Genomic DNA, 26,356 nt, shown 5'->3' with positions numbered 1-26,356 from the left:
CCTGGCAGAAGACGACGACAAACACTCTAAAACAGAACAACCGACCGGTAGAAAGCTGGAGAAGGCCAGGGAGAAAGGGGCCCCTCCAGCTTCGCAGATGCTTAGCCAGAGTCTTACGCTGTTGGCTGGTATTATTGCTTTATATCTGCTGGGCGGTTATCTGATGAATGGGTTGCAAAGTACGACTGTGCAGGTCTATTCCCAGATTGGTAGTTTTGAACTAACCGAGCGGAATGTCTACACCATGCTGCTGCGTATTTTTGGTGTAATTTTGCTGCTGATCGCGCCCATTATCCTGACCATCATGGCAACCGGAGTGCTGGCCCATATTGTTCAGGATAATGGGCGTATAGACTTCCAATGGGAACGAATCAGCTTTAATTTTGATAAGCTTAATTTTATCAGCGGTTTTGGTAAGCTGTTTAACAAGGAGGCTTTGGTAGAGATTCTGAAGTCGTTACTCAAGATTTTTGTGATCGGCTGGATTGCCTACCAGGTGCTACGGGACGAATTACAAAATATCATGGTGCTTGCTGAATCTGACGTAAATGGCATTCTGGCATACACTGGGCATGTGGCATTTAAGATTGTTACCCACACCTGTGGGATTATGATTATCATTTCGATCTTTGATATGTTCTACGTAAAATGGCGCTATACCGAGAATCTCAAGATGACCAAGCAGGAGGTCAAGGACGAGCATAAGGATCAGGAAGGTAACCCCGAAGTAAAGGGCAAGATCAAGAAGATGCAGTTTCAGTCAGCCCGGAGGCGCCTGACCAAGATTATTCCTACGGCAGATGTTGTTATCACTAACCCGACCCACTTTGCCGTAGCGCTTAAGTATGATCGCAGTAAGATGGTTGCGCCGATGGTAATCGCAAAGGGGATGGATGAGATGGCTCTTGCAATCAAGGCGATGGCGCGTGAAAACAAGGTTACGCTGGTTGAAAACCGTTTTCTGGCCCGGGAGCTTTATGATCAGGTGTCAGAGAATCAGGAAATTCCAGAGTCACTCTATGCTGCTGTTGCGGAAGTGTTGGCGTATGTCTATCGGCTCAAGGGTGCTATGTAGTCTCAGGGCGTATACCTGATAGTTGCCTTGTGCCAGGTCTTAACCGTCTGCTGCCTGTTGGTGGTTTGACGGCAGCTTAATGACAAGAGAGTGTAGTGAGTCATAATTCAGTCAAAGTCAATAATATGACTTTGACTGTTTTTTTACGGGAAGGGGTGATTAGGTAAGTGGCTGTAATTGCAGAGGCGTCGTTGGTGTCTCAGGGCGGGTGTGACCGAATTTTGACGGCATGAAATCTGCATACATACGCCGTGGGGTGGTGTCGGCTGCTCCTGACCCAATGGCCTTTGTGGCCGTAAGGATATGATAGAACCATGGCAAACGGAACCACTGCCCAGGCTATTGAACTGAGCAATTTTAGAAAAAATTCTGACATCTACGTTGCTATCGCCCTGATCGGCGTGCTGGCGTTGATGATTATTCCTTTGCCGGCTTTTATGCTGGATATCTTTCTGGCTGCCAATATTACCATTGCGCTTGCTATTCTACTAGTCTGTCTCTATACCCGCCACCCCCTTGATTTTTCTGTTTTCCCCTCTGTCTTGCTGGTCACCACCTTGTTTCGACTTGCCTTGAACGTTGCATCAACCCGTCTGATCCTGATGCATGGGCGGGAAGGGGTGGAGGCCGCCGGGGCGGTCATCAAGGCCTTTGGGTCCTTTGTTGTCGGGGGCAACTACGTGGTTGGCGCGGTCATGTTCCTGATTCTGGTCATCATTAACTTTGTGGTTATTACCAAGGGTGCTGGCCGGGTGGCAGAAGTCTCGGCACGTTTTACCCTGGATGCCATGCCAGGCAAGCAGATGGCGATTGATGCCGATCTCTCTGCCGGTTTTTTGACAGAAAAAGAGGCCCGAAAGCGTCGCGAGAAGATTCGGCGTGAGTCAGAATTCTATGGGGCCATGGACGGTGCCAGCAAGTTTGTGCGAGGTGATGCCGTAGCCGGTATCCTGATTATGCTGGTGAACATCTTTGGTGGCTTGATCATCGGTGTCTGGCAGCAGGGACTGGCCCTTGATGTGGCCTTAACCAACTATACCCTGCTGACGATTGGTGAAGGACTGGTGGCCCAGATCCCAGCACTGGTTATTTCAACCGCCGCAGGTATTATTGTAACCCGGACTGCCGACGAAAATAACTTCGGTCAGGAAGTGACCGCACAGTTCCTGAATTATCCCAAAGCCTTTTATGTTGTTTCCGGTGTTATGTTCCTGTTTGCCATGATTCCGGGGCTGCCTCATTTTGCCTTTTTGCTTTTGTCGGGAATTTCGTGGCTGGTGGGGCGGATGTCCCGTGAAATGGCTCAGGTGGTAGAAGAAGAGGCTGCGGCAGCTGAGGCAGCTGGCGAAGAAGAGGCCCAGGACCAGGCCTCTGCCATCCGTCCCCTGGATACCCTTGAACTGGAGGTTGGATATGGTCTGGTGCCGATGGTTGATGCCTCTCAGGATGGTGAACTGCTGGAGCGTATCCGGTCGATCCGTCGCCAGTTTGCTCAAAAGATGGGTTTTGTGGTCCCTCCGATCCATATTCACGACAACCTGCAGTTGAAGCCGTATGAATACAACATCTTGATTCGCGGTGCCCGTGTGGGTGGTAGCGAGATGACCGGTCAGTACCTGGCCATGGACTCCGGTGCGGTGATGGCGCAACTGCCTGGTCCCACGGCAAAGGAACCGGTTTTTGGGCTGCCGGCGGTTTGGATTCGTAATGAGGATCGTGAGCAGGCGCAGGTTAATGGTTACACGGTGGTGGACAGCACCACGGTTATTGCCACCCATATCAGTGAGACGATTCGACGGTATGCTCAAGATCTGGTGGGGCGTCAGGAGATGCAGCAACTGCTTGATAATGTGGCGGCCACAGCACCTAAAGTGGTTGATGAACTGATTCCTGGGCAGCTTGGTTTGGGAGTTGTACTGCGGGTGGTCAAAAACCTGCTTAAAGAAGGGGTTTCCATCCGTGACCTGCGTACCATTCTGGAAAGCCTGGCTGATTATGCCGGTCTGACCAAAGATCCTGATGTGCTGACCGAATTTGTGCGCCAGTCGCTGGGACGTTTCATCGTAGACCAGTTTAAGATGGATGAGGATACACTGTATCTGGTGACCATTGATCGTGAAGTTGAGGATACCATTGCCGAAGCGATCCAGCCCTCGGACCAGGGTAGTTATCTTGCCATTGAGCCTGGTTCGGCCCAGCAGATTATTGCATCGGTACGTGGCATGGTGGATCGTTTTGGCATGTATGGTGCCCAGCCGGTTATTCTGGCCTCCCCCTCAATCAGACGGCATGTCAAAAAGATGATCGAACGTTTTGTACCCCATGTTGCAGTGCTGTCCCATAATGAAATTCCCCAAAATGTCAAAATTCAGTCATTAGGAGTGGTGACCTTCCATGCTGGTTAAAACCTTTCAAGCTCCAACCATGGCAGAAGCCTTGCGGCTGGTAAAGGCTGAGCTGGGTCCTGATGCAATGATCCTGTCCACCAAGAAGGAAAAACAGGGTGGTATCCTGGGCTTTTTCAGCAAGCAGGTGGTCAAGGTGACCGCTGCAATTGACCCCCACCGGCCTGCGCCCCCGCCACCACCACCGGTGCGTGAGCGACCGGAGCGTGAGCGGACAACCAAAGAAGAGTTTGAGAATTCCATGCTGGCCCCTCTGGCCCGTGAGCTGCGTGACCTGCGTGAAAAAGTTGAGGTGATGACCAAGCGGGATGAGGAGCTGCGTCAGCGTCAGAGCGAGCAGGCCTCGTTACCCGCTGACCAACAGAGTAAAACAGGTGACGGGGGGATCAATCTTAATAATATTCCCCGTCAGGACCTGGAAGAGATCAAAAAGCTGCTGTTGAATACCCTGGTCAGAAGCCAGGAAGGTGGCGTTAAGTCAGTACAGTGGCCAGATGCAGCGATTCAAACAAGCGCCGGAATCGGGGTGCCTTCAGAAAAACCGCCATTGGTACGGGAGCTGGAACGGCAGGGGATTGAACCGGATCTGCAGGGTAAAATTATCGAGACCGTTAATACGTTGCCGATGGGGCAGGGCGAAGAAACGCTGAAGGGACGCCTGGGTGAGGCATTTGGCCGTTTGATCCGCTTTGCCGGCAACCTGCGGATGAAAAAAAATGCCCCACGGATTATCGCTCTGGTGGGCCCGACAGGGGTTGGCAAAACCACCACGACTGCCAAGCTTGCCGCCATGTATGCGCTTAATCGTGGCAACAAGGTTGCCTTGATCACCATGGATATCTTTCGGGTCGGGGCGGTGGAGCAGCTGAAGACCTATACCAAGATTATGGGAATTCCCCTTGAGGTCGCCTCTACACCCAAAGAACTTGAGCGGGCGGTTGAGCGTCATTCCGATTGCGATCTGATCCTGATCGACACTGCCGGGCGTAGTCACAAAGATTCTGACAAGCTGGAGGAGATGAAGGGCTTTCTTGAGACAACAATTCAGTCCGATATCTATCTTTGCCTCTCGGCAACGACGAAAGATCGGGAACTGGAAGTAATCCTTAATCGCTTCAGTATTTTCCCGATCAGTAAAGTGGTCTTCACAAAGCTGGATGAGTGCGAAAGCGTTGGTTGCATTGTAAATCTGCTTTTAAAGGCAAATCTGCAGATCGCCTATTTTACGACGGGACAGCGGGTGCCGGAGGATATTGAGGTTGCAACATCGGAAAAACTGGCAGAACTGATTCTGAAGGAGGGTGCGCAATGAGTGCAGTGCGCGGAACCGGTGATCAGGCCGATACCCTGCGTCAGATGGCCAGAACTGCCAAGCAGAACAGCCCGACTCCATCTGGTGCTGCTTCGCTGACAGATCAACAGGGGATACGGGTAATCTCAGTCACCAGCGGCAAAGGGGGCGTCGGCAAAAGTAACGTAGTGGCCAATCTGGCCATGGCTCTGGCGGCCCAGGGGAAGAAGGTCCTGATCATTGATGGGGATCTGGGGGTGGGTAACCTGGATGTGCTTTTGGGACTTTCGCCTCAGTACAACCTGAACCATGTCCTGTCCGGAGAGAAGAGCCTGTCAGAGATTATTGTCGAGGTCACCCCCAGTATCAAGCTGATCCCGGCCGGGTCAGGGGTGCAGGAATACACCAGTCTTGGTCAGCATGAGAAGCTGAAGCTGCTGGATGAGCTGGATATGCTGGAGGAAGAGTTTGACATTATGATCATTGATACTGAGGCCGGTATCTCTGAAAACGTCACCTACTTTACGGTGGCAGCCCAGGAGATTCTGGTGGTGGTGACACCGGAACCGACCTCAATCACCGATGTCTATGCCCTGATCAAGTTACTGGCCACCCGCTATTCAGAACACCATTTCAAGGTGTTGATTAATATGGCCCGTGACAGTGAAGATGCCCTTGAAGTGTTTCGCAAGCTGGCCAATGTGGCCGGGCGTTTTCTGGATATCTCCCTTGATTATTTGGGCTGTGTCGTGCGGGATGAACGATTGATTGACTCGGTAAAAAAACAGAAGGCGGTCTATGAGCTGTACCCGGATTCTGATGCCTCAAACTGTTTTAGCACCCTGGCCAGACGGGTTATTGAAAACTCACGTCAGACCCGCTTGAAAGGAAATATCCAGTTCTTCTTCCGACGCTATCTGGAAGGGTCAGGGGGAGGCGGGGTATGAGCAGACTCAGGGCCTATGAAGAACAGGTCGGCGAACGGAGCTGCCAACTGCGTGAAACCATGATTACGTCGCACCTGCCGCTGGTGCGCTATCTGGTCAATCGCTTTGCAGCCCAGCTGCCGTCCCACCTTGATCCGCAGGATCTTGCCAGCGCTGCAGTGATTGGTCTGATCCATGCTGCTGACCGGTTTGACCCAGGCAGGGGAGTGCAGTTCAAGACCTTTGCTGAACAGCATATCAGGGGCGCCATTCTGGATGAGTTACGGGCCAGTGACCCACTAAGCCGCACCATGCGTGACAAGTGCAAGATGGTGGAGCGGGAGATGCACCGCCAGGAACATCAACTGGGGCGTAATCCAACCGGCACGGAGATGGCAGAAGCCCTGCAGGTCAGCTTGGAAGAGTATTACTGTATGCTGGAAGAAATACATGAGTTCAGTTTTATCAGTATTGACGATAGCTGGGATGATGATGAAGGGCACTCATTAAGCCTGGCAGATATTCTTGGTGACGATGAGAATAAAGGGCCGCAGAATCAGGTGATGTCTGGGCAGGTCGCCCATGCGATCGGTGCAGCGATTGATGCCTTGCCAGAAAAAGAGCGTCTTGCAGTGACCCTGTACTACTACGAAGAGATGAATTTGAAAGAGATCGGCGCGGTTTTGGGGCTGACAGAGTCCCGGATTTGTCAAATTCTCAGTCAGGCCATGGTTCGTTTGAAGGGTAAACTTAAGCCCTTTAAGCCTTGACGGAGCGCTGAAGGAGGTAACGAATGAACAGCGGAATGTACTCAGCATTATCAGGCAATTTAGCCGCTATGAAACGGCTGGACGTGATTGCCTCAAACCTTGCAAACGCAGCAACCAACGGATTTAAGCAAGATCGATTGGCTTTTGAGTCAGTGCTTGCAGGCAATCAAAATCCTCCGGCTGTACCACCAGCCAAGACAGCAGACCCTGTCCTGCTACAGGAACGGATGCTGACAGACTATTCTGCAGGCGCACTGATCCAGACAGGTAATCCGCTGGATGTTGCCCTGCAGGGGGACGGCTTTTTTGCCGTCAGGACACCTGATGGTATTGCCTACACCCGGCAGGGCAACTTCAGGCTTTCCAGTGACGGCACCCTGGTGACGGCTGACGGATATCCGGTACTCTCAAAGGCAGGTGATCGTCCTGAAGAGGGCCAGCCGATCGTTATTGATATTGCCGGGCAGGCCGGAGGCGGTAAACCGGTGGTGGACAGCCAGGGTGGAATCACGCTCAATGGAGAGCCGGTAGCCAATCTAGCACTATTTGATTTTCAAAAACCGTATCAGTTGACCAAGGCTGCCGGGACTCTTTTTGTGGCCGGAGAAGGCGCTACGCCACAGGTGGCCGGCCCCCTGACCTCAGTGGCACAGGGCTCGCTTGAACAGTCGAATGTTAATTCAGTCGCTGAAATGGTGCAGATGGTGGAGGCCAGCCGCTACTTTGAAACCTGTCAGCGTGTGGTGCGTAACTTTGATGATATGGCTGCCAAGGCAGTAAACGATCTGGCACGTGTTTAATACAACCAAGGAGTACTAAGCCATGATGAGATCTCTATGGACCGCAGCGTCCGGCATGAATACCCAAACCAGCAACATTAACGTTATTGCCAACAACCTTGCCAACGTGAACACCACAGGTTTTAAAAAGAGCAGAGCTGATTTTCAGGATCTGATGTATCAGACAGTACAAAATCCCGGTTCTCCTTCAACCAATGCGGCGCAGATCCCGGTCGGGATTCAGTTTGGTATGGGGGCAAAACTGGCTGCCGTATCAAAACAGTTTACCCCGGGTGATTTCTCAAATACCGGCGGGCAGCTTGATATGGCTATTGAAGGGGATGGTTTCTTTCAGATCCAGATGCCGGACGGTAGTACCGCGTACAGCCGGGCTGGCGCTTTCAAGCTGGACAGCAATGGTCGAGTGGTGACCCCCGAGGGGTATCCGATGCTGCCGGAGATTGTGATTCCCAACAACTCCACCAAGATAACCATCGGAACTGATGGTACGGTATCGGCGGTTCAGGCCGGGCAGTCCACCGCGTCAACCGTGGGTAACATCCAGCTTGCCAATTTTACCAATCCTGCCGGCCTTTCCTCCATGGGCAGGAATTTCTATCAGCAGACCGATGCCTCCGGCAATGCAACCACCGGCACACCGGGACAGACCGGTCTGGGTACGATTACCCAGGGATTTCTTGAGATGAGTAACGTTGATGTGGCCACGGAAATGGTCAACATGATCATCGGCCAGCGGGCCTATGAGGCCAACTCAAAGGCGATCACCACCTCCGATGAAATGTTGCAGCTGGCTAACAACCTGAAGCGGTAACTGATGCGCCTCGTTAATCTGATACTGACCCGGTTGCTGGCGATTAGCTGTCTGTACTGTCTGATGGGCGCTGTATCTTGCCATGCAGCGACAACCGCAACGGTGCTGCTTTCGGAACAGGAAGTCAGGGGTGCTGTAGAGCGATTTCTGACAGAAAAGATGGAGGGGCGAGGCTGGGAAACCACCCTGCGCCAACTCACCATCCCGCAGGGGATACGTGTTTCAAACGGCCCCCGTGATCTTGAGCTGATTGCCCCGGCTGGATGGGATGGCTGGGGGGCAGCAACAATTGTATTGGTTGTGCGGGTAAACGGGGTTGTTGAAAAGAATTTTTCACTGCGCGTTCAGGTTGATGCGCGAACTGAAATGCTGACGGCAGCCCGACAGCTGCTTGCAGGCACCGTACTGACTGAAGCGGATCTGCTGCTTCAAAAGCATGACCTGTCCCAGGCAGGCGGACATCCGGTTAAAAATATGGCAGATGCAGTAGGTAAGAAGCTGCGTATGACAGTCAGGGCAGGGGCGCCGATTAAGAGCAATCAGCTGGTTAGCGTGCCGGTTATTGTCAGCGGTCAGCTGGTAACAATCATCGCTGAAAATGCAGGGGTGAGGATCACCGTTTCAGGTCGGGCCAGAAGTGCCGGTGGTATTGGTGACCTGATCCGGGTCCAGAATATGGTCTCTAATAAGGAGATTGCTGCTCGCATACTGGATGCCTCAACCGTTGAGATCGGTTTTTAATCTGAGGAGAAGAGCATGAAACGGTATCTTGTTGCACTTTCAGCGCTACTGCTGTCCGGCTGTGTGGTCCAACAGACGGAGGTGGTAAGCCCAACCTTTGACCAGCAGTTAAAGCCGCCGGTTCAAAGCTATGGTAACGGATCAATCTGGCAGGCCTCATCCATTGCACTGACTGAAGACGGCAAGGCACGCAGGATCGGTGATATCGTTACTATTATCGTGACTGAAACTGCCAGCGCCAGCAAACAGGCAGCCACAGCCACCGGCCGTTCCTCGCAAATCAGCGCCGGTATCCCCAATATGCTGGGGCTTGAGGAGTCGAAGATCATCACCAGCAACTTTGCCGATTTGTCAAAACTGCTGAACGCCAGTGCAAGTTCCAGTTTTGACGGAAGCGGCTCAACATCCCGCAAGGAAACACTGACTGCAACCATTTCAGCCAAGGTTATTGATGTACTCCCTAACGGGAATCTGAAAGTAGAAGGCCGTCGCAATGTAAAGGTAAACTACGAGGATCAGATTGTAACGGTTAAAGGAACTATCCGTCAGCGTGATATAACGGCGGAAAACACGATTAATTCAATTTATGTAGCCGATGCCCAGATCAGCTATTCCGGCGAAGGCATCATAACAGACCGGCAAAAACCGGGCTGGTTGATGAATGTACTGGATAAACTCTGGCCATTCTGAGGTGATAGTATGAAGCGAATAGCTCTGTTTGTTATCTGTGCAGTTCTGCTTGTGCCAGCACTGGTGCATGCCACGCGGATCAAGGATATTGCTGCATTTGACGGAGTACGGGACAACCAGTTGGTTGGCTATGGTCTAATAGTGGGGCTGAACGGCTCCGGTGACAGCGACCAGACAAAATTTCCGGTACAATCATTGGTCAATATGCTGGAGCGGATGGGAGTTACGGTCAACCGCGCTGATATCAAGGTTAAAAACGTTGCCGCTGTCATGGTAACCGCTACTCTCCCTCCTTTTGCCAAGCAGGGCACCAAGCTGGATGTGCTTGTCTCGTCACTGGGGGATGCCAAGACCATAGCAGGTGGAACATTGATTATGACACCGCTCAAAGGTGCGGATAATCAGGTCTATGCAGTAGCCCAGGGCTCTATCCTGACCAATTCATTTGCCTTTGGCGGCCAAGGTGCTTCGGCAACTAAAAACCATCCCACCGCAGGAAGAATACCTGCAGGTGCCCTGGTTGAACGGGAACTCCCCAACGTGCTTGCCGGTAAATCAAGCCTGCGCCTGAATCTGGCACAATCTGACTTCACTACAGCCTCGCGTATTGTTGCCGCCATTAATAAGAGCTTTAAAGGGGTAGCAGGTAGTAGTGATGGCGGTTCTGTCATGGTGCAGATCCCTGACGAATTTACCTCTCGCCCGGTTGAATTTATTGCTCAGCTAGAAAATCTGGAGGTTACACAGGATCAGCCAGCACGGGTTGTAGTCAATGAACGGACCGGCACCATCGTCATGGGGGATAAGGTCAAGATTGCAGCTGTTGCTGTATCCCACGGCAACCTGACGTTGACCATTAAAGAGACCCCCAAGGTGTCTCAGCCCAAGCCTCTGTCAAAAGGGGAAACCAAAGAGGTTTCCCGTACCGAGCTGAAAGTGCAGGAAGAGCAGAAACGGCTCTCACTGCTGCCTGAGGGTAACACCATTGGTGATGTGGTGCGGGGGCTTAATCTGTTGGGGGTTACACCACGGGACCTGATTTCAATCCTGCAATCGATTAAAGCCGCTGGAGCACTCCAGGCAGAGCTGGTTATTATCTAACCGTTTTAGTAAGTAGATAAGACTACCGATAGGATAACCATAATGGATAGCACTTTGACCATAGCACCAGATCTACTGATGCAGGACAATAAGGCCGAGCAACTTGGCTCACGTGCAAAGGTGCGCGGGGAACAGCTGACAGATGCAAAGCGTAAACAGCTGAAAAAGATATCGCAGGATTTTGAGGCAATGTTTACCGGTATGATGTTGAAGTCCATGCGTGAAACCGTCGCAGAAGATAAACTGACAGGCGGCGGTAAGGCAGAAGAAACCTACCGCTATATGCTTGATCAGGAATATGCCGCAGCAGCGGCAAAACGTGGTGGCCCAAACAGTCTCGCGTCGATGGTTGAAAAAGAGTTGTTGAAACGGTATGCCGTTCCGCCCCAGAAGAAGATAGCCGCAACGGCAGGTGAGGAGTAGTGACATGGCAACAGCGCATCGCTTGACGGATGTACTCATTGAACAGACTAAAATCCTTAAGGAACTTCAGCAGACGCTGCAGGATGAGCAAAAGGCGATTGCCGCCCTTAATACACAGGTAATGGAGGCATTAAATAGCCAAAAGGAACAGCTGATTCAGCGCCAGCGCCTGATGACTGAGACCTTGCATGGTGTTCTGTCGGCAACTGCAGTCCAGTATGGCCTGGCTTCATCGTCAACACTTTCTGAGGTTATTGAAAAAATGCCATTGTCCATCAGGGGGCAGGTAGAGCCATTACAGCAGGCAGCCAGGCAGGCCGGTTTAGAGGTTTCTGTGTTGGCCAATCAAAATCGTGGCATGCTGGAACGTTTTCTGGGGGTCGTAAATGATTCCTTGGGATTTATTTTGAGAATACTGAACACCTCTAACACCTACGGTGTCCGCGGCACCTACCTCTCAAATGCCCAAAGTGGAGCGGTCATGGTGAGTAAGGAGGCGTAACATGGGACTGAGCGCAGCCTTTGAAATAGGAAAAGCTGGCCTCAAGATTTTTCAAGTTGCCTCAGAGGTGGCGAGTGAAAATATAGCCAATGTGAACACACCGGGCTATTCCCGCCAACGTGTCATTCTTGAGTCTGCCCCCCCCAGTACGCATAATGGTTTTCCTTTGGGGTCAGGGGTTAAGGTTTCAACGGTAGAGCGATACTATGATAGCCTTCTGCAGAAACAGCTGGTTAATGCTGGTACTGTCGGAAGTTATGACTCAACAAAGGCAGAGGTATTACAGCAGATTCAGCCTGTATTCAATGAGGTCGCCCAGGAGGGGCTAGGGGCCTCAATAGCCGGTTTTTTTAACGCCTGGCAGGATCTTTCGGTAAATCCGACCGGTCAGCCTGAGCGTCAGGCCGTTCTTTCGCGGGCTCAGATCATGGTTGATCAGTTTCACTATGTTGACAAAACACTGAGTAATGCAGCTACGGCACAAAACGATGCCCTGCCTTCATTAACAAACGATATCAATAGTACCTTAAAACAAATAGCACTTCTTAACGGCCAGATTGACACTACTGAACAGGTGTCCGGTAATGCCAATGAAATGCGCGACCAGCGTGATTATCTGATCAGGGACCTTGCTGAACGGATGGGGGTCCAGTACACAGAAAATACGGATGGCACAACAGATGTCTATGTCACCCGTGGTGCCACAACAATAAATCTGGTCAAGGGAACGCAGTACGGCAGTTTAACCCTTTCTACACAGCCTCCGACAAACTACACCGTGACGGCGGTGGATGCCGTTAACCCGGCAACAACGGCGGTGGTTGATGGCACCATGTACACGGCGCCCAATGGTGGACAACTCTGGGCGACACTGCAGATGCGGGATACCTTTATTCCTGCCTACCAAGCCTATATCAACAATCTGGCAAATGTAATGGTCAATGGAGAGGCTGGTCCGCCAGCCAAGCCCGGTATAAACGCAATTCATAATGCCGGTTTTGACCTGAACGGAGCTGCCGGTTTAGATCTCTTTACGGTTACCGCTGGAAGCGAGGCATCAACAATTGCATTGAATCCTCTGGTGACCCAGTCAGGAATTGCGGCATCCGGTTCGGCAACGGCTCCCGGTGACAATGCCAATGCGTTGAGTATGGTGCAGCTTCAGGGACAGACCTTTACGGCTCTTTCAAGCTCATCCTTTGGTAACTATTATAATACGTTGGTGGCGCAGGTGGGGGTAGATGTGCAGTCTGCCCAGAATGTGGAAAAACAGGATGCGGCGTTTATGAAACAGCTGACGACTCTGCGGGATTCCAGTTCGGGCGTTTCGCTTGATGAGGAATTGGCTAACTTAATTCAGTACCAACGCTCATATCAGGCCTCGGCAAAGTTGATTACTACAGCGACTGAGATGATGGATACCTTGATAGGAATGTTGTAGTAGGAGTGAGCCATGAGAATAACACCAAACATAACCATGCAAAACTCGTTGTATAATATTCAAAGCACACGTGCCCGTATGGACAGCATTCAGGAGAAGATTGCATCAGGCAGTAACTATAACCGGCCAAGTGATGACCCGGTCTCGGTCAGTTTGCTGGTCAATATGAATGATCGGATGACTGTTGCTGATCAGTATACCAGCAACATCAGTAAATCAGATACCTGGCTAAAGATGAGCAATACTGCCCTGACCGGTATGAATAGTTTTATTGAAATGGCAAAAAAAGCGGTTTCTTCGCTTTCGGGTGGCGAGACAGATCCTAATGTCATCAATAATGCACTAATGAGTCTGAAGAGTATCAAGCAGAATATTGTTGATATGGGCAACACCCAGCTGAACGGGGTCTATCTGTTTAGCGGCACAAAGTCACTCACCAAGCCTTTTTTGATCAATAGCGGAGATACCACCAGTGGGTCACCGACGATCAGCAATCTTGATAGCGTAACCGGACTGAGTGCCGGTATGGCAATCAGCGGTGCTGGTATACCGGCCGGGACTACTATTGCTGCTATCAACGCTGGGCCGCCAGCCTCATTGACCCTTAGTGCCAATGCAACAGCAACGGCAACCGGAGCTGCGCTTAATACCTATGCCGGTGATAGCGGGGTTACCAGTATTGAGATCAACCAGGGGGTTACTCAGGCAATCAATTTTCCAGGAAATCATCTGCTGACCCCCACGGCGCCGGGCAGTCCCTACGGAAGTGTTGATATACTGGCAACCATGGATCAATTAATTGCAGATGTTGCCGCATCCAATATACCTGGCATTCAGGCAGGCAAACAGGCGTTGTATCAGGCTGGTATACAGTTAAATGCAGCACAGAGCGATCTTCAGTCACGTACGGTACGCCTTGATTCGGCCAATACAATGAACAAGACGATTATCAGTACCTTGCAGACAGTATACGGTAATATACAGAACGTTGACTACGCTCAGCTGGGGATTGAGATGAGCCAGCAAGAAACAGCATTAAATGCCACCTATTCATCAACTGCCAAGATTAGCCAGATGTCATTGCTAGATTACCTTTAGTTTGCTGACCAAGAAGTAGAAATCTGAAGGGTCCTGTATCAATTGATACAGGACCCTTTTTGCTATTCGTTCGTGCCAGAACGGGCCAGATTCTCAAACCTGGTGTGCTCACCCATAAAGGCCAATTCTACCGTACCGATCGGACCGTTACGCTGTTTGCCGATGATGACCTCGGCGCTGCGTTCATGGTTGGCAGTACAGCTGCCATCCTTTTTGCGGCAATGTTCACAGTAGACCGCTTCCCGGTAGACAAACATAATCACGTCGGCATCCTGCTCAATGGCACCTGATTCACGCAAGTCACTCATCATGGGGCGTTTGTCACTGCGGTTTTCAAGGCTGCGGTTAAGCTGTGACAGCGCTACAACCGGTACATGCAGTTCCTTTGCCAGGGCCTTTAGCGAACGGGAAATCTCGGAAATCTCCTGCTGGCGGGATTCCGGATTGGCTCCGGCACGCATCAGCTGCAGGTAGTCAATGATGATCAGCCCGATGTTATGTTCCGTCTTCAGACGGCGGGCCTTTGCCCGCAATTCCAGGATGCTGATGGCCGGGGTGTCGTCAATAAAGATGTTGGCATTATGCAAGGTGGCTGCTGCTCGCTGCAGTCTTGGCCAATCGCTGTCCAGAAAATGGCCGGTACGCATCCGTCCTGCATCAACACGGGCCAGTGACGAGAGAAAGCGCATCACCAGCTGTTCCTTGCCCATCTCCAGTGAAAAGATGACTGAGCCGACCTTTTCTTTGGCCTCAGCGCTGGCGTGGCTGGCAATATTGAGCGCCAGGGTGGTCTTGCCCATGGAAGGACGGGCAGCAACAATGATCAGGTCCCCCGGTTGCAGACCGGCAGTCATATGATCCAGATCAATATAGCCGGTGGGGGTGCCGGTGATCTGTTCCTTCTTTTCATACAGGGTTTGCAGCATCTTGAAGGTGTCTTTAATGACATCCTTGACCGGATAGTATTGTGGGCGGAGTTTGTTTTCTGCCAGGCTGAAGAGCGCCTTCTGGGCCTCATCCAGCGATTCATTGACATCTCCCTGCTCGTCATAACCCCTGGTGGCGATATCAGTCGCAATAGTGATCAGGCGCCGGTTAAGGGCCTTTTCCTTTACGATCTTGCAGTAGTAGGTGATGTTGGCGGCGGTGGGGACATAGTCAACCAGGGTGGCCAGATAGGCGGCCCCGCCGCAGCTGTCCAGATCGCCACGACGTTTCAGGGCATCGGTCAGGGTGATCAGATCGCAGGGTTCCCGCCGGTCAGACAGCTCCAGCATGGCACCAAAAATCTTGCGGTGCGCCTCCCGGTAAAACTCCTCCGGCTCCAGCATCTCCAGCACCCGGTTGATGGCGTCGTTATCGATCAGGATACCACCCAGGATCGACATTTCTGCCTCAAGGCTCTGGGGGGGAAGTTTGTGAATCTGGTCCTGGGACATACCTATCTCCTGAACCGGGTGATGACGTCGGTTACTGCGCTTATCACATCAACTGTATCATTGTCGCTCATGGTGGGGAACAGCGGCAGCGACAGAATCCGGTCAGAGGCGTAGCTGGCATTGGGCAGCTCCGTGTCGGCCATTGGCAGATTCTCGCGGTACCAGCTGTGGTGGTGAATCGCCTTGTAATGCAGCCCACTGCCGATGTTCAGATTTTTCAGCTCTGCCATGAACTGGTCCCGGCCTATGGTTAAAAGCTCGATCCTGATCAAAGGCGTATAGAGGTGCCAGGCATGGCGTTGCTGATATGGCGCATAGCCGGGCAGGGCAAGTTCCGCCAGACCGGCAAAGGCGGCATTGTACTGCTCGGCAATCTCTTTGCGACGGTCAATAAAACCATCCAGACGGGGCAGTTGGTGTAGCCCGATGGCCGCCTGGATATCCATCATGTTGTACTTGTAGCCCGGCAGCATGATATCATAGTTGGGGGTGCCGCTGGCTGCAAACCGCTTCCAGGCCTCACGGCTCATGCCGTGGAATTTCAGCAGTGAGATTTCTTCAGCCAGGGTTTCATCCGGTGTGCAGACCATACCACCTTCGCCGGTGGTAATGTTCTTATTGGGGTGGAACGAGAAGATGGAGATGGAATCAAGGCTACCGATCTTCTGTCCTTTGTATTCAGTGCCAGCTGCGTGGGCAGCATCTTCAATAATGGTCAGGTTATGCTGTCTGGCTAGGGCAAACAGCGGGTCCAGGTCACAGGACTGCCCAGCAAAATGGACCGGAATCACCGCTCTGGTGCGTGGGGTGATCTTCTCTGCAACCTTGGCAATATCAATATTCAGCGTGCCGGGTTCAATATCAGCCAGTACCGGCGTACCACCGGCCAGTATGATCATGCTGACCGTGGAGGCAAAGGTCATTGGCGTGGTGATGATTTCGTCCCCCTCTTTGATCTTCAGTGCCAGCAGGGTCAGATGTAGACCGGCAGTGGCTGAACTGAGCGGTACAGCAAAGGGGGCGCCCACATAGACCTTGAAGGCATCCTCAAAACGTTTGACCTTGGGGCCGGTGGTGATCCAGCCGGAACGAAGCGAGTCAACAACCTCGTTGATTTCTTCATCTCCCAGAGTAGGGGTGGAAAAGGGCAGAAATGTTTCACGCATACAGGTAGATACTCCTTCAATCAGCGGTTGGACAACAACAGCAACGCCCCGTTGTCTGCCAGAGTGCGGGGGGGGAGCCCGGTTTGAGCTGCTTCATACCGGCTTGCCTCATGGCGGGGAATAACAATCATGACCTGGCGGTTTGAGCACCAGAGTCCCATGAACTGTTCCTGGGTGAGGAACCAGCCGGACTGATTGCCCTGGCTGCTGCCAAAGCTCAGTTCATCGGCATCACCTACAGTGATCAGACGTTTACCGGTATAAAAGTTCATCCCCTGGCGGGGGCCGCTCTGGGCCAGCAGTGTGTCCGGGCCACTGTGCTGCAGTGCGGCCTTGGCCAAGCTGCGGGAGGAGAGCCGAGCTGCACCATACTGACTAAAGGCCCAGGGCAGCAGCAGGTCAAGCAGGATACCAAAACAACAGAGCAGCCCAACTAGCAGCAGGCTGGAACGGGTGCGGATGATCCAGAACAGCAGCAGGCCGAAGATAACCAGCAGGCTGCCGGGCAGCAGGGTCTGACGCAGGGTAAGTACCGGTGTCGGCCCGGTCAGCATGGCAGCCAGATCCCGACCGGTTTGACCGCTTGCATGGAGCAGCGGTGGGAGCCAGGTTAGTAACGGCAGTATAGCCAGAGCTACACCGGTCAAGAGCAGTATGGTGGCGAGGGCTGCCTGCGCAGCTGTGTAATCGGGTCTGCGGGTATGCCAGTGAGCGGTAAGCCGGTGAGCCAGCAATAGCGCCAGAGGCGGAAAGGTTGGCAGGATGTACGGGATCAGTTTTGAACTGGAAAGCGAAAAAAATAAGATAATGACTAAGGGCCAGATCAGCAGATAAAGGGTGGTCCCCCTGTCACTTTGTCGCTGCTGCCAGGCCTTGCCCAGGCTGCCCGGCAGAAAAAAGGACCAGGGCAGCATGGTCAGCAGCAGGATTGGTAAAAAGAACCAGAACGGCTGACTGCGGCGATGGATGGTGCTGGTGTAGCGCTGGAAGTGCTCTCTGATAAAGAAAAAATGCGGGAACTCAGGGTTTGCCTGTGACACCAGTACAAACCACGGCATGGTGACCAGAGCGAACAGCAGCAGGCCGGAGAACCAGGGGATTCCCTTCAGCAGGTGCCAGCGCCTGCTCAGCAGCAGATACCAGAAGATGATGCCACCGGGTAGCACGATTCCGATTAACCCCTTGGTCAATACTGCCAGACCGCAGCAGATGAAGAAGAGACGGTAGAGGTGGGTGCGGTGTCGTTCGCTGCTACGAACAGCCAGCAGAAAGCTGAACAGGGCTGCTGAGAGGCAGAAGGTCAGCAGCATGTCTGTCAGAATGATCCGTGACTGGAACAGGAAGGCGGCACAACTACCCAGAATCAACGTCCCGGTCAATGCTGTTCGCCGGTTAAAGAGGCGCCGTCCTGCAAGGTAGGTCAGCAGGACCGTAAAAAGTCCTGACAGGGCAGAGGGGAGCCGGGCTGCAAACTCGTTCTGGCCAAAGATCGCCATGGAACCGGCATTTACCCAGTATAATAGCGGTGGTTTTTCAAAATATTTGACATAGTTAAGGGTGGGGGTGACAAAATCGCCCCGGACCAGCATCTCGCGGGGGATCTCGGCATAGCGCCCTTCATCCGGATCAATCAGCGGCGCTGATCCAAGCCCTGTCAGAAACAGGAAGCCGAACAGGAACAGCAGCACAGTACTATCCCGCAGCCAATGTCCCTCGGGCTGGTTGAGATGCTCGTAAAGTGGACTCATGAATCAAATTCCTGCATTGGTGCAGGTAGCCGGATTAGATCATCAGGGGCCGTACCGACAGGTACCGGCATCAGAATACGCATATTAGGATGAACAATGTCTACTGGTGTTGCTTCCCCGTGCTGGTCCAGTTGCTGCAGGTCAGCGGCCATGAAATCAGCATTTTTCATGGCAGGTCCCATCAGTGAAAGCTGGTCGCCAGCCTGAAACCGGTTTCTCACCATCACCTCTGCCAGTTCTGGTCCCCGCATCGACTCAACCGTCCCCACCAGTTTGTGGCTACGCAGGTACCCGGCCTGATAGGATTGCCCAACATCCTTGGGATCACCCAGCAGGAAGCCGGTGGTATAGCCGCGGTGGCTGATGGTGGCCAGTTCCTCCATCCAGGCCGGGTCTGCCGTGTATCTATCGGGATTAGCGTAAAAGCGGTCCAGGGCAGTGCGGTAGATCCGCAACACACCGGCAAGATAGTGAATTCCCTTCATCCTGCCTTCAATCTTGAGGGAGCCAACACCTGCCCTGACAAGGTCAGGCAGATACTCCAGCAGGCAGAGGTCTTTTGAATTGTAGATGAAGGTACCGCTTGAATCCTCTTCGATTGGCTGATATTCGCCGGGCCTGCGCTCCTCAACCAGGGCGTACTTCCAGCGGCAGGGTTGGGTGCATTCCCCCAGATTGGCGCTGCGCCCGGTCATGGCGCTGGAAAGCAGACAGCGGCCTGAGTAGGCGACGCAGAGGGCGCCATGCACAAAAACCTCGCAGGGTATTGAGACCGCCCTGGCTGTTGCACTGATATCTTCCAGGGTCATTTCCCGGGCCAGATTGACCCGGCCGACCCCCTGATCCTGCCAGAAAAGCACGCTCTCGTGATTGATGGTATTGGCCTGGGTGGAGAGGTGGATCTCCCGTTCTGGTGAAATCCGGCGGATCATTCGCAGTACGCCAGGGTCGCTGACAATATAGGCGTCAAAGGGAAGCGGAGCCAGTTCCTGTAGATAGCTTTCAAGGCGGTTCAGGGTGTGGTCGGCAGGGTAACTGTTAATGGTTAGGTAGCAGCGGACCCCGTGTTTATGGCAAAGTGTCAGGGCTTCAGGCATTTCGGCAAGGGTGAAGTTGCCGGCCATATTGCGCAGGCCAAAGTCTGGTCCGCCCATGTAGACGGCATCTGCACCGTATCTGATGGCACATTTCAGCTTTTCCATGGTGCCGGCCGGGGCCAGTAATTCAGGTTTTTTCACGTTAAATCCAGTTGGAATAGTAATAAAGTCATAGAGGGCGAAATGCTAGCACATGAGTGGTCTGTCTGTAAAATGCAAACCGGAAAAACCTGACTTTCACTTGACAAAGCGTTTTTTCTGGCTTTAATTACAGCGAAACCCAAGAAAAAACAGGAGAGTTGCATGAACCACCTGCAAAAATTGGGACTGCTGGCGTTAGGTACATTGTTGCTTGGCGGCTGTGCAGCCAATGATTTGGCGGTTAAACGTCAAACAGAAACTGAAACAAAGGTTGAGCATCTTTTCCAAATTGCGGGGGGGATCGAGGCTCGTTTGAACGAGCTTTCCGGAAGGTTGGCAACTCTGGAGGAACGGGATGCCCAGCGCACAGCAGTCTTTAAAGAGCTGAGTGATGGTGTGCGTGAGCTGAAGGAAGTGAATCAGGCCTTGCAGGCCAAGGTTCAAACTGCAGCGGTTGTTGCTACGCCAAAAGTAGAGGTGGTTAATCCTGATCCAGCTCCCAAAGGCAGGGATGCCGGTCCTCCGCAGGGGTATGTCAAGGCCTTTGGTCTCTATAGTACCAATAATTTTTCCGGTGCGATTCAGGCGTTTGAGCTGTTTTTAAAGGAACAGCCTGCCAGCGAATATGTCCCTAATGCACAGTACTGGATTGGCGAATGTTACTACAGTGTTTCTGATCTTCCCAAGGCGCTGGTTGCATTCCAGAAGGTTGTAGATGGCTGGCCCCGTCATTTGAAGGCGTCTGATGCACTACTAAAAATTGGCTACAGTTATGCTGCCCAGAAACAGCCGGATAAAGCCAAGGCGTCGTTTGAACGGCTTATTCGCAGCTATCCTGCCAGCCCCGCAGCTGTCAAGGCGCGGGAACGACTGATGTCCAGCGACCAACCGGCTTCGGGCCGACATTAAGATGAGGTGACCATGAAATCACGTATGCAGCTGGTAATATCCCTGATGATAATGGTGCTGTTTGTCCCCTGTATGATCTGGGCTGCAGAGGAGTCAACGGTCTATGTGATCCAGAAAGGTGATACGCTCTGGGGTCTTTCCGGGAAATTTCTTAATAATCCCCGGTATTGGCCGAATCTCTGGGCAAAAAATCCCGAGGTTACCAACCCGCACTTTATCTATCCTGGACAAACTGTCCGTTTCGTGAATGGGAAGCTGGAGGTTGTTGATGCTCCGGCAGAGGCTGGCGGCCAAAAGGCCTCGGCTGGTCAGTTAGTCAAGGCTGCTGAAGCCGAAATAGCTGAAGAAAAAGCTTTTACCGTGCGGGGCAATGAAGGTTGGCTGATGGAAAAAGAGTTGGCCCCAAGTGGCAGGATCATCGCAGGGCAGCATGGCCGCCTGGTGCTTGGTGAGGATGATACAGTTTTTACTGACATCGGTACACGTCATGGTGGACTTGATGGCAGCAAGTATACCATTTTGCGTAAATCAAAAGAGGTTAAGCATCCGGTGACTGGAGATGAGCTGGGGTATCGGGTGTACCCGTTGGGGACTGTGCAGCTTACTCAGGTAACAGAGCTGAACTCCCGTGGTATTATCAGCTCTTCATTTAAGGAAGTTGAGCCTGGTGACCTGCTGGTTCCCTACCAGCAGGTTAAGCGACGCAGTGTTTCCCTGAAGATGACCTCCAAGCCGCTGCATGGTGTGATAGTTGAAAGTGCTAATGCGAATACTGCCATTGCTGCCGGTGATGTTGTCTACCTTGATCTTGGCATATCACAAGGGGCTGAACCGGGCAATCTGTTGTATGTCATCCGCAAGGTGGCAATTGAGAAGATGCTGGTTGATCGGTATGTTGGTCAGTTGCCCAGTGAGGTTGTCGGTGCAGTAGTGATTGTTGAAGCTGGCCAAAACACCTCAACTGCAATTGTTGTAAAGAGTATTGATGCCATCTTTAAGGGCAACGAGGTTGTCAGCGCTCCTCGCTAGAGTGCAGCTGGCAGATATGGTGAAGGCCGACCTTGAGTCGGCCTTCATTTTTTAAGGGAGCAGCATGGACTACTGGTCCTGGATAGCATTGCGGACAGTGGAAGGGATTGGACCGGTCCTGTTCCGGCGGCTGCTGGAACGATTTGATACGCCGGATCATGTCCTCTCTGCAGCTCCTGATGACCTTGCTACGGTCCGGGGAATCACGCCGCAGATTGTGGAGGCCATTGCAGCCCCGGCTTGTCGTCACTTTGCAGAAGCGGAGTGCCGCAGGATTGAAGATGTCGGCGTTCGGCTGCTTACCTTTCTGGATGCTGAGTACCCCCGCCAACTGTTTGAGATCGGCGATCCGCCACCGTTGTTGTACCTGCGGGGAACAATCCCGGCCTGGGAACCTGCAATTGCGGTGGTTGGTTCCCGTCGGGCAACCCGTGAAGGGCTGAAGGCGGCAGAACGACTTTCGTCTGAACTGGCAGCACTAGGCGTGCTGGTAGTCTCCGGTCTGGCCCGGGGTATTGACACGGCGGCCCACCGCGGTGCCTTGGCAGGTTGCGGTGCTACGGTTGCGGTGCTTGGCTGCGGGGTTGATGTTGACTACCCACCTGAAAACAGGCAGCTTGCACAACAGATTGCTGAGAGCGGCTGTATCCTCTCCGAATTTCCCATGGCAACTCAGCCGCTGGCAGAACATTTTCCCCGCCGCAACCGGATCATCAGCGGTCTGTCCCGTGGGGTACTGGTGGTTGAGGCGGTTGAAAAGAGCGGCTCCCTGATTACCGCCCGCTACGCCCTGGATCAAGGGCGTGAGGTAATGGCGGTGCCAGGTCCGATCAGTTCCCCTGCCTGTCGTGGCAGTAACCGTCTGATCAAGGAAGGTGCCCAACTGGTTGACTGCGTTAGTGATATTCTTGATGCAACCAGAATCGGTACGTCAGACCATTCATTGCCATTGTTTAATCAAAACGCTGCTGTGCCACGTTGTAACCTGACTCCCCGCGAGGCAGCGGTCTATGAACTGGTGGCCCAGGGGCCACGGCATCTGGATGAGATTACCCAGGCTCTGGAATTGACGCCCGGAGAGGTTTCGGCTATGGTGCTTGGCCTTGAACTAAAAGGGATGCTGTTACAGCTTCCCGGATCATACTATTCACTCCCTTAAGGATTATAGAACCTATGGCGCATCAACTTGTAATTGTCGAGTCTCCGGCCAAGGCCAAGACCATTGAAAAATTCCTCGGTGCTGATTATCGGGTGCTGGCCTCATTCGGGCATGTGCGGGCACTGCCCAGCAAACAGGGCTCGGTTGATACGGCCAATGACTTTGAACCCAAGTACCATGTGCTGCCGGAGAGCAAGAAGCATATTGATGCCATCAAAAAAGAGCTGAAGGGGGCGGATCGACTGTTGCTGGCAACTGACCCCGACCGCGAGGGAGAGGCGATTTCCTGGCACCTGCTGGCTACTTTGGGGCTGGATAAAAAGCCCAAGATTCCGATTCAACGGGTGGTGTTCCATGAGATCACCAAGGATGCCATCATCCATGCCGTGCAGAATCCCCGTGACATTGCCATAGATCTGGTGGATGCCCAGCAGGCTCGTTCTATTCTGGACTATCTGGTTGGTTTCAACCTTTCTCCCTTTTTGTGGAAGAAGATCCGCTACGGTCTTTCAGCCGGCCGGGTGCAGTCAGTTGCCCTACGGTTGGTCTGCGACCGTGAAAAAGAGATCCAGGCCTTTGTGGATCAGGAATACTGGACCATTGCTACCAAGCTGGAAAAACAGGGTGGTCAGACTGTCAAGGCTGGTCTGATTGCGGTGGATGGCAAGAAGCTGGGCAAGTTTGATATTCCTGATCAGAAGAGTGCCGATGCTCTTAAAGCTGCCATTGCACAAGGCAAGGCCCAGGTTGCATCGGTAACCCGCAAGGAGATGAAGCGCAACCCTGCTCCCCCCTTTACCACCTCCACCCTGCAGCAGGAAGCCTCCCGCAAGCTGGGTTTCTCAGCCAAAAAGACCATGTCCACGGCCCAGAAGCTGTACGAAGGGGTGGCAATCGGTGAAGGCGGCACGGTCGGTCTGATCACCTACATGCGTACTGACAGCGTTAACCTCTCGGCTCAGGCCCTTCAAGATGCCCATGACCTGATCAGTGTGGCCTATGGCAAGGAATACGCCCTGGCCAAACCCCGTTTTTACAAGAACAAGTCAAAAAATGCCCAGGAAGCCCACGAAGCGATTCGCCCGACCTATATTGACAAGACCCCGACAGAGCTGAAGAAGTACCTGACCCCGGACCTGTTCAAGCTGTATGAGCTGATCTGGAAACGGACCGTTGCCTGCCAGATGGCTGAAGCGTTACTGGATCAGACCTCGGTTGATATCGCGGTCAGCGGTGAGAAAAAGGACAGCTTTACCCTGCGGGCAACCGGCTCGGTGATTCGCTTCCCCGGCTTTATGAAGCTCTATATTGAAGGGGTGGATGACGAAGACGAGGAAAAAGAAGGTACGCTACCAGCACTGGACGAGGGTGAAGCGCTTAAGCTGTTGGAAGTGCTGCCGGAGCAGCACTTTACCCAGCCGCCGCCCCGCTATACCGAAGCGACTCTGGTGAAGACCTTGGAAGAGTACGGCATCGGTCGTCCATCCACCTATGCCAGTACCCTCAATACCCTGGTGGAACGTAAGTATGCCCGCCTGGACAAGAAGCGTTTCTTCCCGGAAGATGTCGGCATGGTGGTTAACGACCTGCTGACCGCCCACTTCCCCAAGTATGTGGATTACAACTTCACCGCCGGGCTGGAAGAAGAGCTGGATCAGGTCTCCCGTGGTGAAAAACAGTGGAAGCCACTGCTGCGTGAGTTCTGGAACCCGTTCATCACCCTGCTGCAGCAGAAAGAGGGAGAGGTCAAGAAAGACGACCTGACCACCGAAACTCTGGACGAGGCCTGCCCGGAATGTGGCAAGCCATTGGCTATCAAGCTGGGCAAGCGGGGCAAGTTCATCGCCTGTACCGGTTTCAAAGAGGGCTGCAAGTACACCCGCAATCTTGAAAACAGTGGCGGAGAAGAGGCTGCAGAACCGGAAGTCTCAGAAGAAAAATGCGACAAATGCGGCCAGCCAATGCTGATCAAGTCGGGTCGTTACGGCAAGTATCTGGCCTGCTCCGGCTATCCGGCCTGTAAAAATATCCAGCCGCTCAACAAGCCCAAGGGCACCGGTGTTACCTGTCCGGAATGCAAGGAAGGTGAGCTGACCGAGAAAAAGTCCCGCTACGGCAAGCTGTTCTACTCCTGCAACCGCTATCCTGACTGCAAGTTTGCCCTTTGGGATCCCCCTGTTACCCAACCCTGCCCCAAGTGCGGCTTCCCGGTGCTGGTCAAGAAGGTCTACAAGAAAAAGGGTGAGTTCTTGAAGTGTCCGAAGGAAGGGTGCGACTGGACTTCCGCATGACACCAGTAACCATCATTGGCGCCGGTCTGGCCGGTTGTGAGGCCGCCTGGCAGGCCGCAGAGCGCGGCGTACAAGTATGCCTGTACGAGATGAAACCTCACCGCTATTCTCCGGCTCACCAACTGGAGGGACTGGCTGAGCTGGTTTGCTCAAACTCCCTGCGGGGGGCAGATCTGGGTAATGCGGTCGGTCTGCTGAAGGAAGAGCTGCGGCGTTGTGGTTCCCTGATTATGCAGGCGGCCGATGCCACCAGGGTTCCTGCCGGTGGCGCCTTGGCTGTTGATCGTGACCTGTTCTCTGCCTGGATAACCGAACGAATTTCCTCCCATCCCAACATCACCTTGATCCGTGAAGAGCTGACCTGTCTTCCAGCCGAAGGGCTGGTGGTAATCGCCTCCGGTCCTCTGACCAGCGATGCCCTGGCTGAGGAGCTGTCCCGTCTGGTGGGTGAGCGGCTCTATTTCTACGATGCCATAGCCCCGATTGTTACGGCAGAATCCCTTGACCGGTCCAAAATCTACGCCGCCTCCCGTTATGGCAAGGGTGATCCCGACGATTACCTCAACTGCCCCATGGATCAAGAACAGTACACGGCGTTTATTGTGGCCGTGCAAGCTGCTGAAAAGGTTGCACCCCGCGAGTTTGAGAAAGTGGTCCACTTTGACGGCTGTATGCCGATTGAAGAGATGGCAGCGCGTGGTGATGAGACCCTGCGTTTTGGCCCGATGAAACCGGTTGGCCTTCCTGATCCGACTACCGGTAGAGATCCCTGGGCCGTGGTGCAGTTACGGGCAGAGAATAATGACAAGACCCTCTATAATCTGGTGGGGTTCCAGACCAAGATGACCTGGCCGGAGCAACGCCGGGTACTGCGTATGATTCCTGGACTGGAACAGGCTGATTTTGTCCGGTTGGGGGTTATGCACCGCAATACCTTTATTAATGCACCGGCTCTGCTGTTACCCACACAGCAGCTGAAGTCAGATCCCCGTATCATCTTTGCCGGACAGATCACCGGGGTTGAGGGCTATGTTGAGTCAGCAGGCTCAGGTTTTCTGGCTGGCCTGACGGCTGCAGCATTGGTGTCGGGGGATCAGCCGCCGCTGCCTCCGCAGGAAACTGCGCTAGGTGCCTTGATTCACCATATTTCCAATGCAGATGTCCGTCATTTTCAGCCGATGAACGTTAATTACGGCCTGTTCCCCTCCCTTGAAAGCAGGGTTAAGAAAAAGGATCGAAAGCTGTTGCTGGCAGAGCGGGCGCTGATTGCGCTGGAAGGCTGGAAACAAAGACTTTTTTAACG

23 protein-coding genes are annotated in these 26,356 nt (G+C 53.1%); 19 read left to right on the top strand and 4 right to left on the bottom strand.

Annotated elements, in window-relative coordinates:
* The first annotated feature begins 1 nt into the window (after position 1).
* From flhB to flgL, 14 genes are all read left to right on the top strand, one after another.
* Positions 2–1,075: a flagellar biosynthesis protein FlhB gene (gene flhB, locus B5D39_RS00230; RefSeq protein ID WP_078788372.1), complete on the top strand. Its 1,074-nt coding sequence runs from the start codon at positions 2–4 to the stop codon at positions 1,073–1,075.
* A 314-nt stretch (positions 1,076–1,389) separates the two neighbouring features.
* Positions 1,390–3,480 (top strand): flagellar biosynthesis protein FlhA, encoded by a 2,091-nt coding sequence (gene flhA / locus B5D39_RS00225; protein ID WP_078788371.1) that lies wholly within the window; start codon positions 1,390–1,392, stop codon positions 3,478–3,480.
* Positions 3,470–4,792 (top strand): flagellar biosynthesis GTPase FlhF, encoded by a 1,323-nt coding sequence (gene flhF / locus B5D39_RS00220; RefSeq protein WP_078788370.1) that lies wholly within the window; start codon positions 3,470–3,472, stop codon positions 4,790–4,792. Before flhA ends, flhF begins: the two co-directional genes overlap by 11 nt.
* Positions 4,789–5,718 (top strand): MinD/ParA family protein, encoded by a 930-nt coding sequence (locus B5D39_RS00215; protein ID WP_078788369.1) that lies wholly within the window; start codon positions 4,789–4,791, stop codon positions 5,716–5,718. Before flhF ends, B5D39_RS00215 begins: the two co-directional genes overlap by 4 nt.
* Positions 5,715–6,467, top strand: a complete 753-nt coding sequence (locus B5D39_RS00210; protein ID WP_078788368.1) for a FliA/WhiG family RNA polymerase sigma factor — start codon at positions 5,715–5,717, stop codon at positions 6,465–6,467. The genes B5D39_RS00215 and B5D39_RS00210 overlap by 4 nt, the downstream gene beginning before the upstream one ends.
* 23 nt (positions 6,468–6,490) lie before the next feature.
* Positions 6,491–7,267 carry a flagellar basal-body rod protein FlgF gene (gene flgF / locus B5D39_RS00205; protein WP_078788367.1) on the top strand — a complete coding sequence of 259 codons (777 nt, stop codon included), beginning with the start codon at positions 6,491–6,493 and terminating at the stop codon, positions 7,265–7,267.
* Between the two features lie 22 nt (positions 7,268–7,289).
* A complete protein-coding gene (gene flgG / locus B5D39_RS00200) occupies positions 7,290–8,078 on the top strand; it encodes a flagellar basal-body rod protein FlgG (RefSeq protein WP_078788366.1) in 789 nt (262 codons plus the stop codon).
* A gap of 3 nt (positions 8,079–8,081) precedes the next feature.
* Positions 8,082–8,819: a flagellar basal body P-ring formation chaperone FlgA gene (flgA, locus tag B5D39_RS00195; protein WP_078788365.1), complete on the top strand. Its 738-nt coding sequence runs from the start codon at positions 8,082–8,084 to the stop codon at positions 8,817–8,819.
* A gap of 15 nt (positions 8,820–8,834) precedes the next feature.
* Complete coding sequence (locus B5D39_RS00190) at positions 8,835–9,509, top strand: flagellar basal body L-ring protein FlgH (RefSeq protein ID WP_078788364.1); 675 nt, start codon at positions 8,835–8,837, stop codon at positions 9,507–9,509.
* 9 nt (positions 9,510–9,518) lie between these two features.
* Positions 9,519–10,610 carry a flagellar basal body P-ring protein FlgI gene (locus B5D39_RS00185; protein WP_078788363.1) on the top strand — a complete coding sequence of 364 codons (1,092 nt, stop codon included), beginning with the start codon at positions 9,519–9,521 and terminating at the stop codon, positions 10,608–10,610.
* A 42-nt stretch (positions 10,611–10,652) separates the two neighbouring features.
* Positions 10,653–11,033 carry a rod-binding protein gene (locus B5D39_RS00180; protein ID WP_078788362.1) on the top strand — a complete coding sequence of 127 codons (381 nt, stop codon included), beginning with the start codon at positions 10,653–10,655 and terminating at the stop codon, positions 11,031–11,033.
* A gap of 4 nt (positions 11,034–11,037) precedes the next feature.
* A complete protein-coding gene (locus B5D39_RS00175; RefSeq protein WP_078788361.1) occupies positions 11,038–11,535 on the top strand; it encodes a flagellar protein FlgN in 498 nt (165 codons plus the stop codon).
* A gap of 1 nt (position 11,536) precedes the next feature.
* On the top strand, positions 11,537–12,976 hold the full coding sequence (gene flgK / locus B5D39_RS00170) for a flagellar hook-associated protein FlgK (protein ID WP_078788360.1): 1,440 nt from the start codon (positions 11,537–11,539) through the stop codon (positions 12,974–12,976).
* A 12-nt stretch (positions 12,977–12,988) separates the two neighbouring features.
* The gene (gene flgL / locus B5D39_RS00165) at positions 12,989–14,074 is read left to right on the top strand and encodes a flagellar hook-associated protein FlgL (RefSeq protein WP_078788359.1); all 1,086 of its coding nucleotides are present in this window, start codon (positions 12,989–12,991) and stop codon (positions 14,072–14,074) included.
* A gap of 62 nt (positions 14,075–14,136) precedes the next feature.
* Here the strand turns inward: flgL and dnaB are convergent, their stop codons facing one another.
* Genes dnaB through B5D39_RS00145 form a run of 4 tightly spaced genes read right to left on the bottom strand, consistent with a single transcriptional unit; the run spans position 14,137 to position 19,665 of the window.
* Entirely contained in the window at positions 14,137–15,513 is a 1,377-nt protein-coding gene (gene dnaB, locus B5D39_RS00160) for a replicative DNA helicase (protein WP_078788358.1), read from the bottom strand.
* 2 nt (positions 15,514–15,515) lie between these two features.
* Positions 15,516–16,679 (bottom strand): DegT/DnrJ/EryC1/StrS family aminotransferase, encoded by a 1,164-nt coding sequence (locus B5D39_RS00155; RefSeq protein ID WP_078788357.1) that lies wholly within the window; start codon positions 16,677–16,679, stop codon positions 15,516–15,518.
* Between the two features lie 20 nt (positions 16,680–16,699).
* A complete protein-coding gene (locus B5D39_RS00150) occupies positions 16,700–18,427 on the bottom strand; it encodes a phospholipid carrier-dependent glycosyltransferase (RefSeq protein WP_078788356.1) in 1,728 nt (575 codons plus the stop codon).
* Positions 18,424–19,665 carry a peptidase U32 family protein gene (locus B5D39_RS00145; protein WP_078788355.1) on the bottom strand — a complete coding sequence of 414 codons (1,242 nt, stop codon included), beginning with the start codon at positions 19,663–19,665 and terminating at the stop codon, positions 18,424–18,426. The genes B5D39_RS00150 and B5D39_RS00145 overlap by 4 nt, the downstream gene beginning before the upstream one ends.
* 162 nt (positions 19,666–19,827) lie before the next feature.
* On the opposite strand from B5D39_RS00145, the gene ybgF reads away from it, so the two are divergent.
* From ybgF to trmFO, 5 genes are all read left to right on the top strand, one after another.
* A complete protein-coding gene (gene ybgF, locus B5D39_RS00140; RefSeq protein ID WP_078788354.1) occupies positions 19,828–20,574 on the top strand; it encodes a tol-pal system protein YbgF in 747 nt (248 codons plus the stop codon).
* A 12-nt stretch (positions 20,575–20,586) separates the two neighbouring features.
* On the top strand, positions 20,587–21,603 hold the full coding sequence (locus B5D39_RS00135; RefSeq protein WP_078788353.1) for a LysM peptidoglycan-binding domain-containing protein: 1,017 nt from the start codon (positions 20,587–20,589) through the stop codon (positions 21,601–21,603).
* A 64-nt stretch (positions 21,604–21,667) separates the two neighbouring features.
* Positions 21,668–22,762, top strand: a complete 1,095-nt coding sequence (dprA, locus tag B5D39_RS00130) for a DNA-processing protein DprA (protein WP_078788352.1) — start codon at positions 21,668–21,670, stop codon at positions 22,760–22,762.
* Positions 22,763–22,776: 14 nt separating this feature from the next.
* On the top strand, positions 22,777–25,053 hold the full coding sequence (gene topA, locus B5D39_RS00125) for a type I DNA topoisomerase (protein ID WP_078788351.1): 2,277 nt from the start codon (positions 22,777–22,779) through the stop codon (positions 25,051–25,053).
* Positions 25,050–26,354, top strand: a complete 1,305-nt coding sequence (trmFO, locus tag B5D39_RS00120; protein ID WP_078788350.1) for a methylenetetrahydrofolate--tRNA-(uracil(54)-C(5))-methyltransferase (FADH(2)-oxidizing) TrmFO — start codon at positions 25,050–25,052, stop codon at positions 26,352–26,354. The genes topA and trmFO overlap by 4 nt, the downstream gene beginning before the upstream one ends.
* Positions 26,355–26,356 lie beyond the last annotated feature (2 nt).

The sequence above is a fragment of the Trichlorobacter thiogenes genome (assembly GCF_900167465.1).
Lineage (GTDB): Bacteria > Desulfobacterota > Desulfuromonadia > Geobacterales > Pseudopelobacteraceae > Trichlorobacter > Trichlorobacter thiogenes.
Note: the sequence above shows the minus strand (reverse complement) of the source record. Positions and strands in the feature narration are given on the sequence as shown.

Coding starts and splice junctions, on each gene's coding strand:
- flhA (WP_078788371.1), top strand. CDS start 1,390: ATGGCAAACGGAACCACTGCCCAGGCTATTGAACTGAGCAATTTTAGA.
- flhF (WP_078788370.1), top strand. CDS start 3,470: ATGCTGGTTAAAACCTTTCAAGCTCCAACCATGGCAGAAGCCTTGCGG.
- B5D39_RS00215 (WP_078788369.1), top strand. CDS start 4,789: ATGAGTGCAGTGCGCGGAACCGGTGATCAGGCCGATACCCTGCGTCAG.
- B5D39_RS00210 (WP_078788368.1), top strand. CDS start 5,715: ATGAGCAGACTCAGGGCCTATGAAGAACAGGTCGGCGAACGGAGCTGC.
- flgF (WP_078788367.1), top strand. CDS start 6,491: ATGAACAGCGGAATGTACTCAGCATTATCAGGCAATTTAGCCGCTATG.
- flgG (WP_078788366.1), top strand. CDS start 7,290: ATGATGAGATCTCTATGGACCGCAGCGTCCGGCATGAATACCCAAACC.
- flgA (WP_078788365.1), top strand. CDS start 8,082: ATGCGCCTCGTTAATCTGATACTGACCCGGTTGCTGGCGATTAGCTGT.
- B5D39_RS00190 (WP_078788364.1), top strand. CDS start 8,835: ATGAAACGGTATCTTGTTGCACTTTCAGCGCTACTGCTGTCCGGCTGT.
- B5D39_RS00185 (WP_078788363.1), top strand. CDS start 9,519: ATGAAGCGAATAGCTCTGTTTGTTATCTGTGCAGTTCTGCTTGTGCCA.
- B5D39_RS00180 (WP_078788362.1), top strand. CDS start 10,653: ATGGATAGCACTTTGACCATAGCACCAGATCTACTGATGCAGGACAAT.
- B5D39_RS00175 (WP_078788361.1), top strand. CDS start 11,038: ATGGCAACAGCGCATCGCTTGACGGATGTACTCATTGAACAGACTAAA.
- flgK (WP_078788360.1), top strand. CDS start 11,537: ATGGGACTGAGCGCAGCCTTTGAAATAGGAAAAGCTGGCCTCAAGATT.
- flgL (WP_078788359.1), top strand. CDS start 12,989: ATGAGAATAACACCAAACATAACCATGCAAAACTCGTTGTATAATATT.
- dnaB (WP_078788358.1), bottom strand. CDS start 15,513: ATGTCCCAGGACCAGATTCACAAACTTCCCCCCCAGAGCCTTGAGGCA.
- B5D39_RS00155 (WP_078788357.1), bottom strand. CDS start 16,679: ATGCGTGAAACATTTCTGCCCTTTTCCACCCCTACTCTGGGAGATGAA.
- B5D39_RS00150 (WP_078788356.1), bottom strand. CDS start 18,427: ATGAGTCCACTTTACGAGCATCTCAACCAGCCCGAGGGACATTGGCTG.
- ybgF (WP_078788354.1), top strand. CDS start 19,828: ATGAACCACCTGCAAAAATTGGGACTGCTGGCGTTAGGTACATTGTTG.
- B5D39_RS00135 (WP_078788353.1), top strand. CDS start 20,587: ATGAAATCACGTATGCAGCTGGTAATATCCCTGATGATAATGGTGCTG.
- dprA (WP_078788352.1), top strand. CDS start 21,668: ATGGACTACTGGTCCTGGATAGCATTGCGGACAGTGGAAGGGATTGGA.
- topA (WP_078788351.1), top strand. CDS start 22,777: ATGGCGCATCAACTTGTAATTGTCGAGTCTCCGGCCAAGGCCAAGACC.
- trmFO (WP_078788350.1), top strand. CDS start 25,050: ATGACACCAGTAACCATCATTGGCGCCGGTCTGGCCGGTTGTGAGGCC.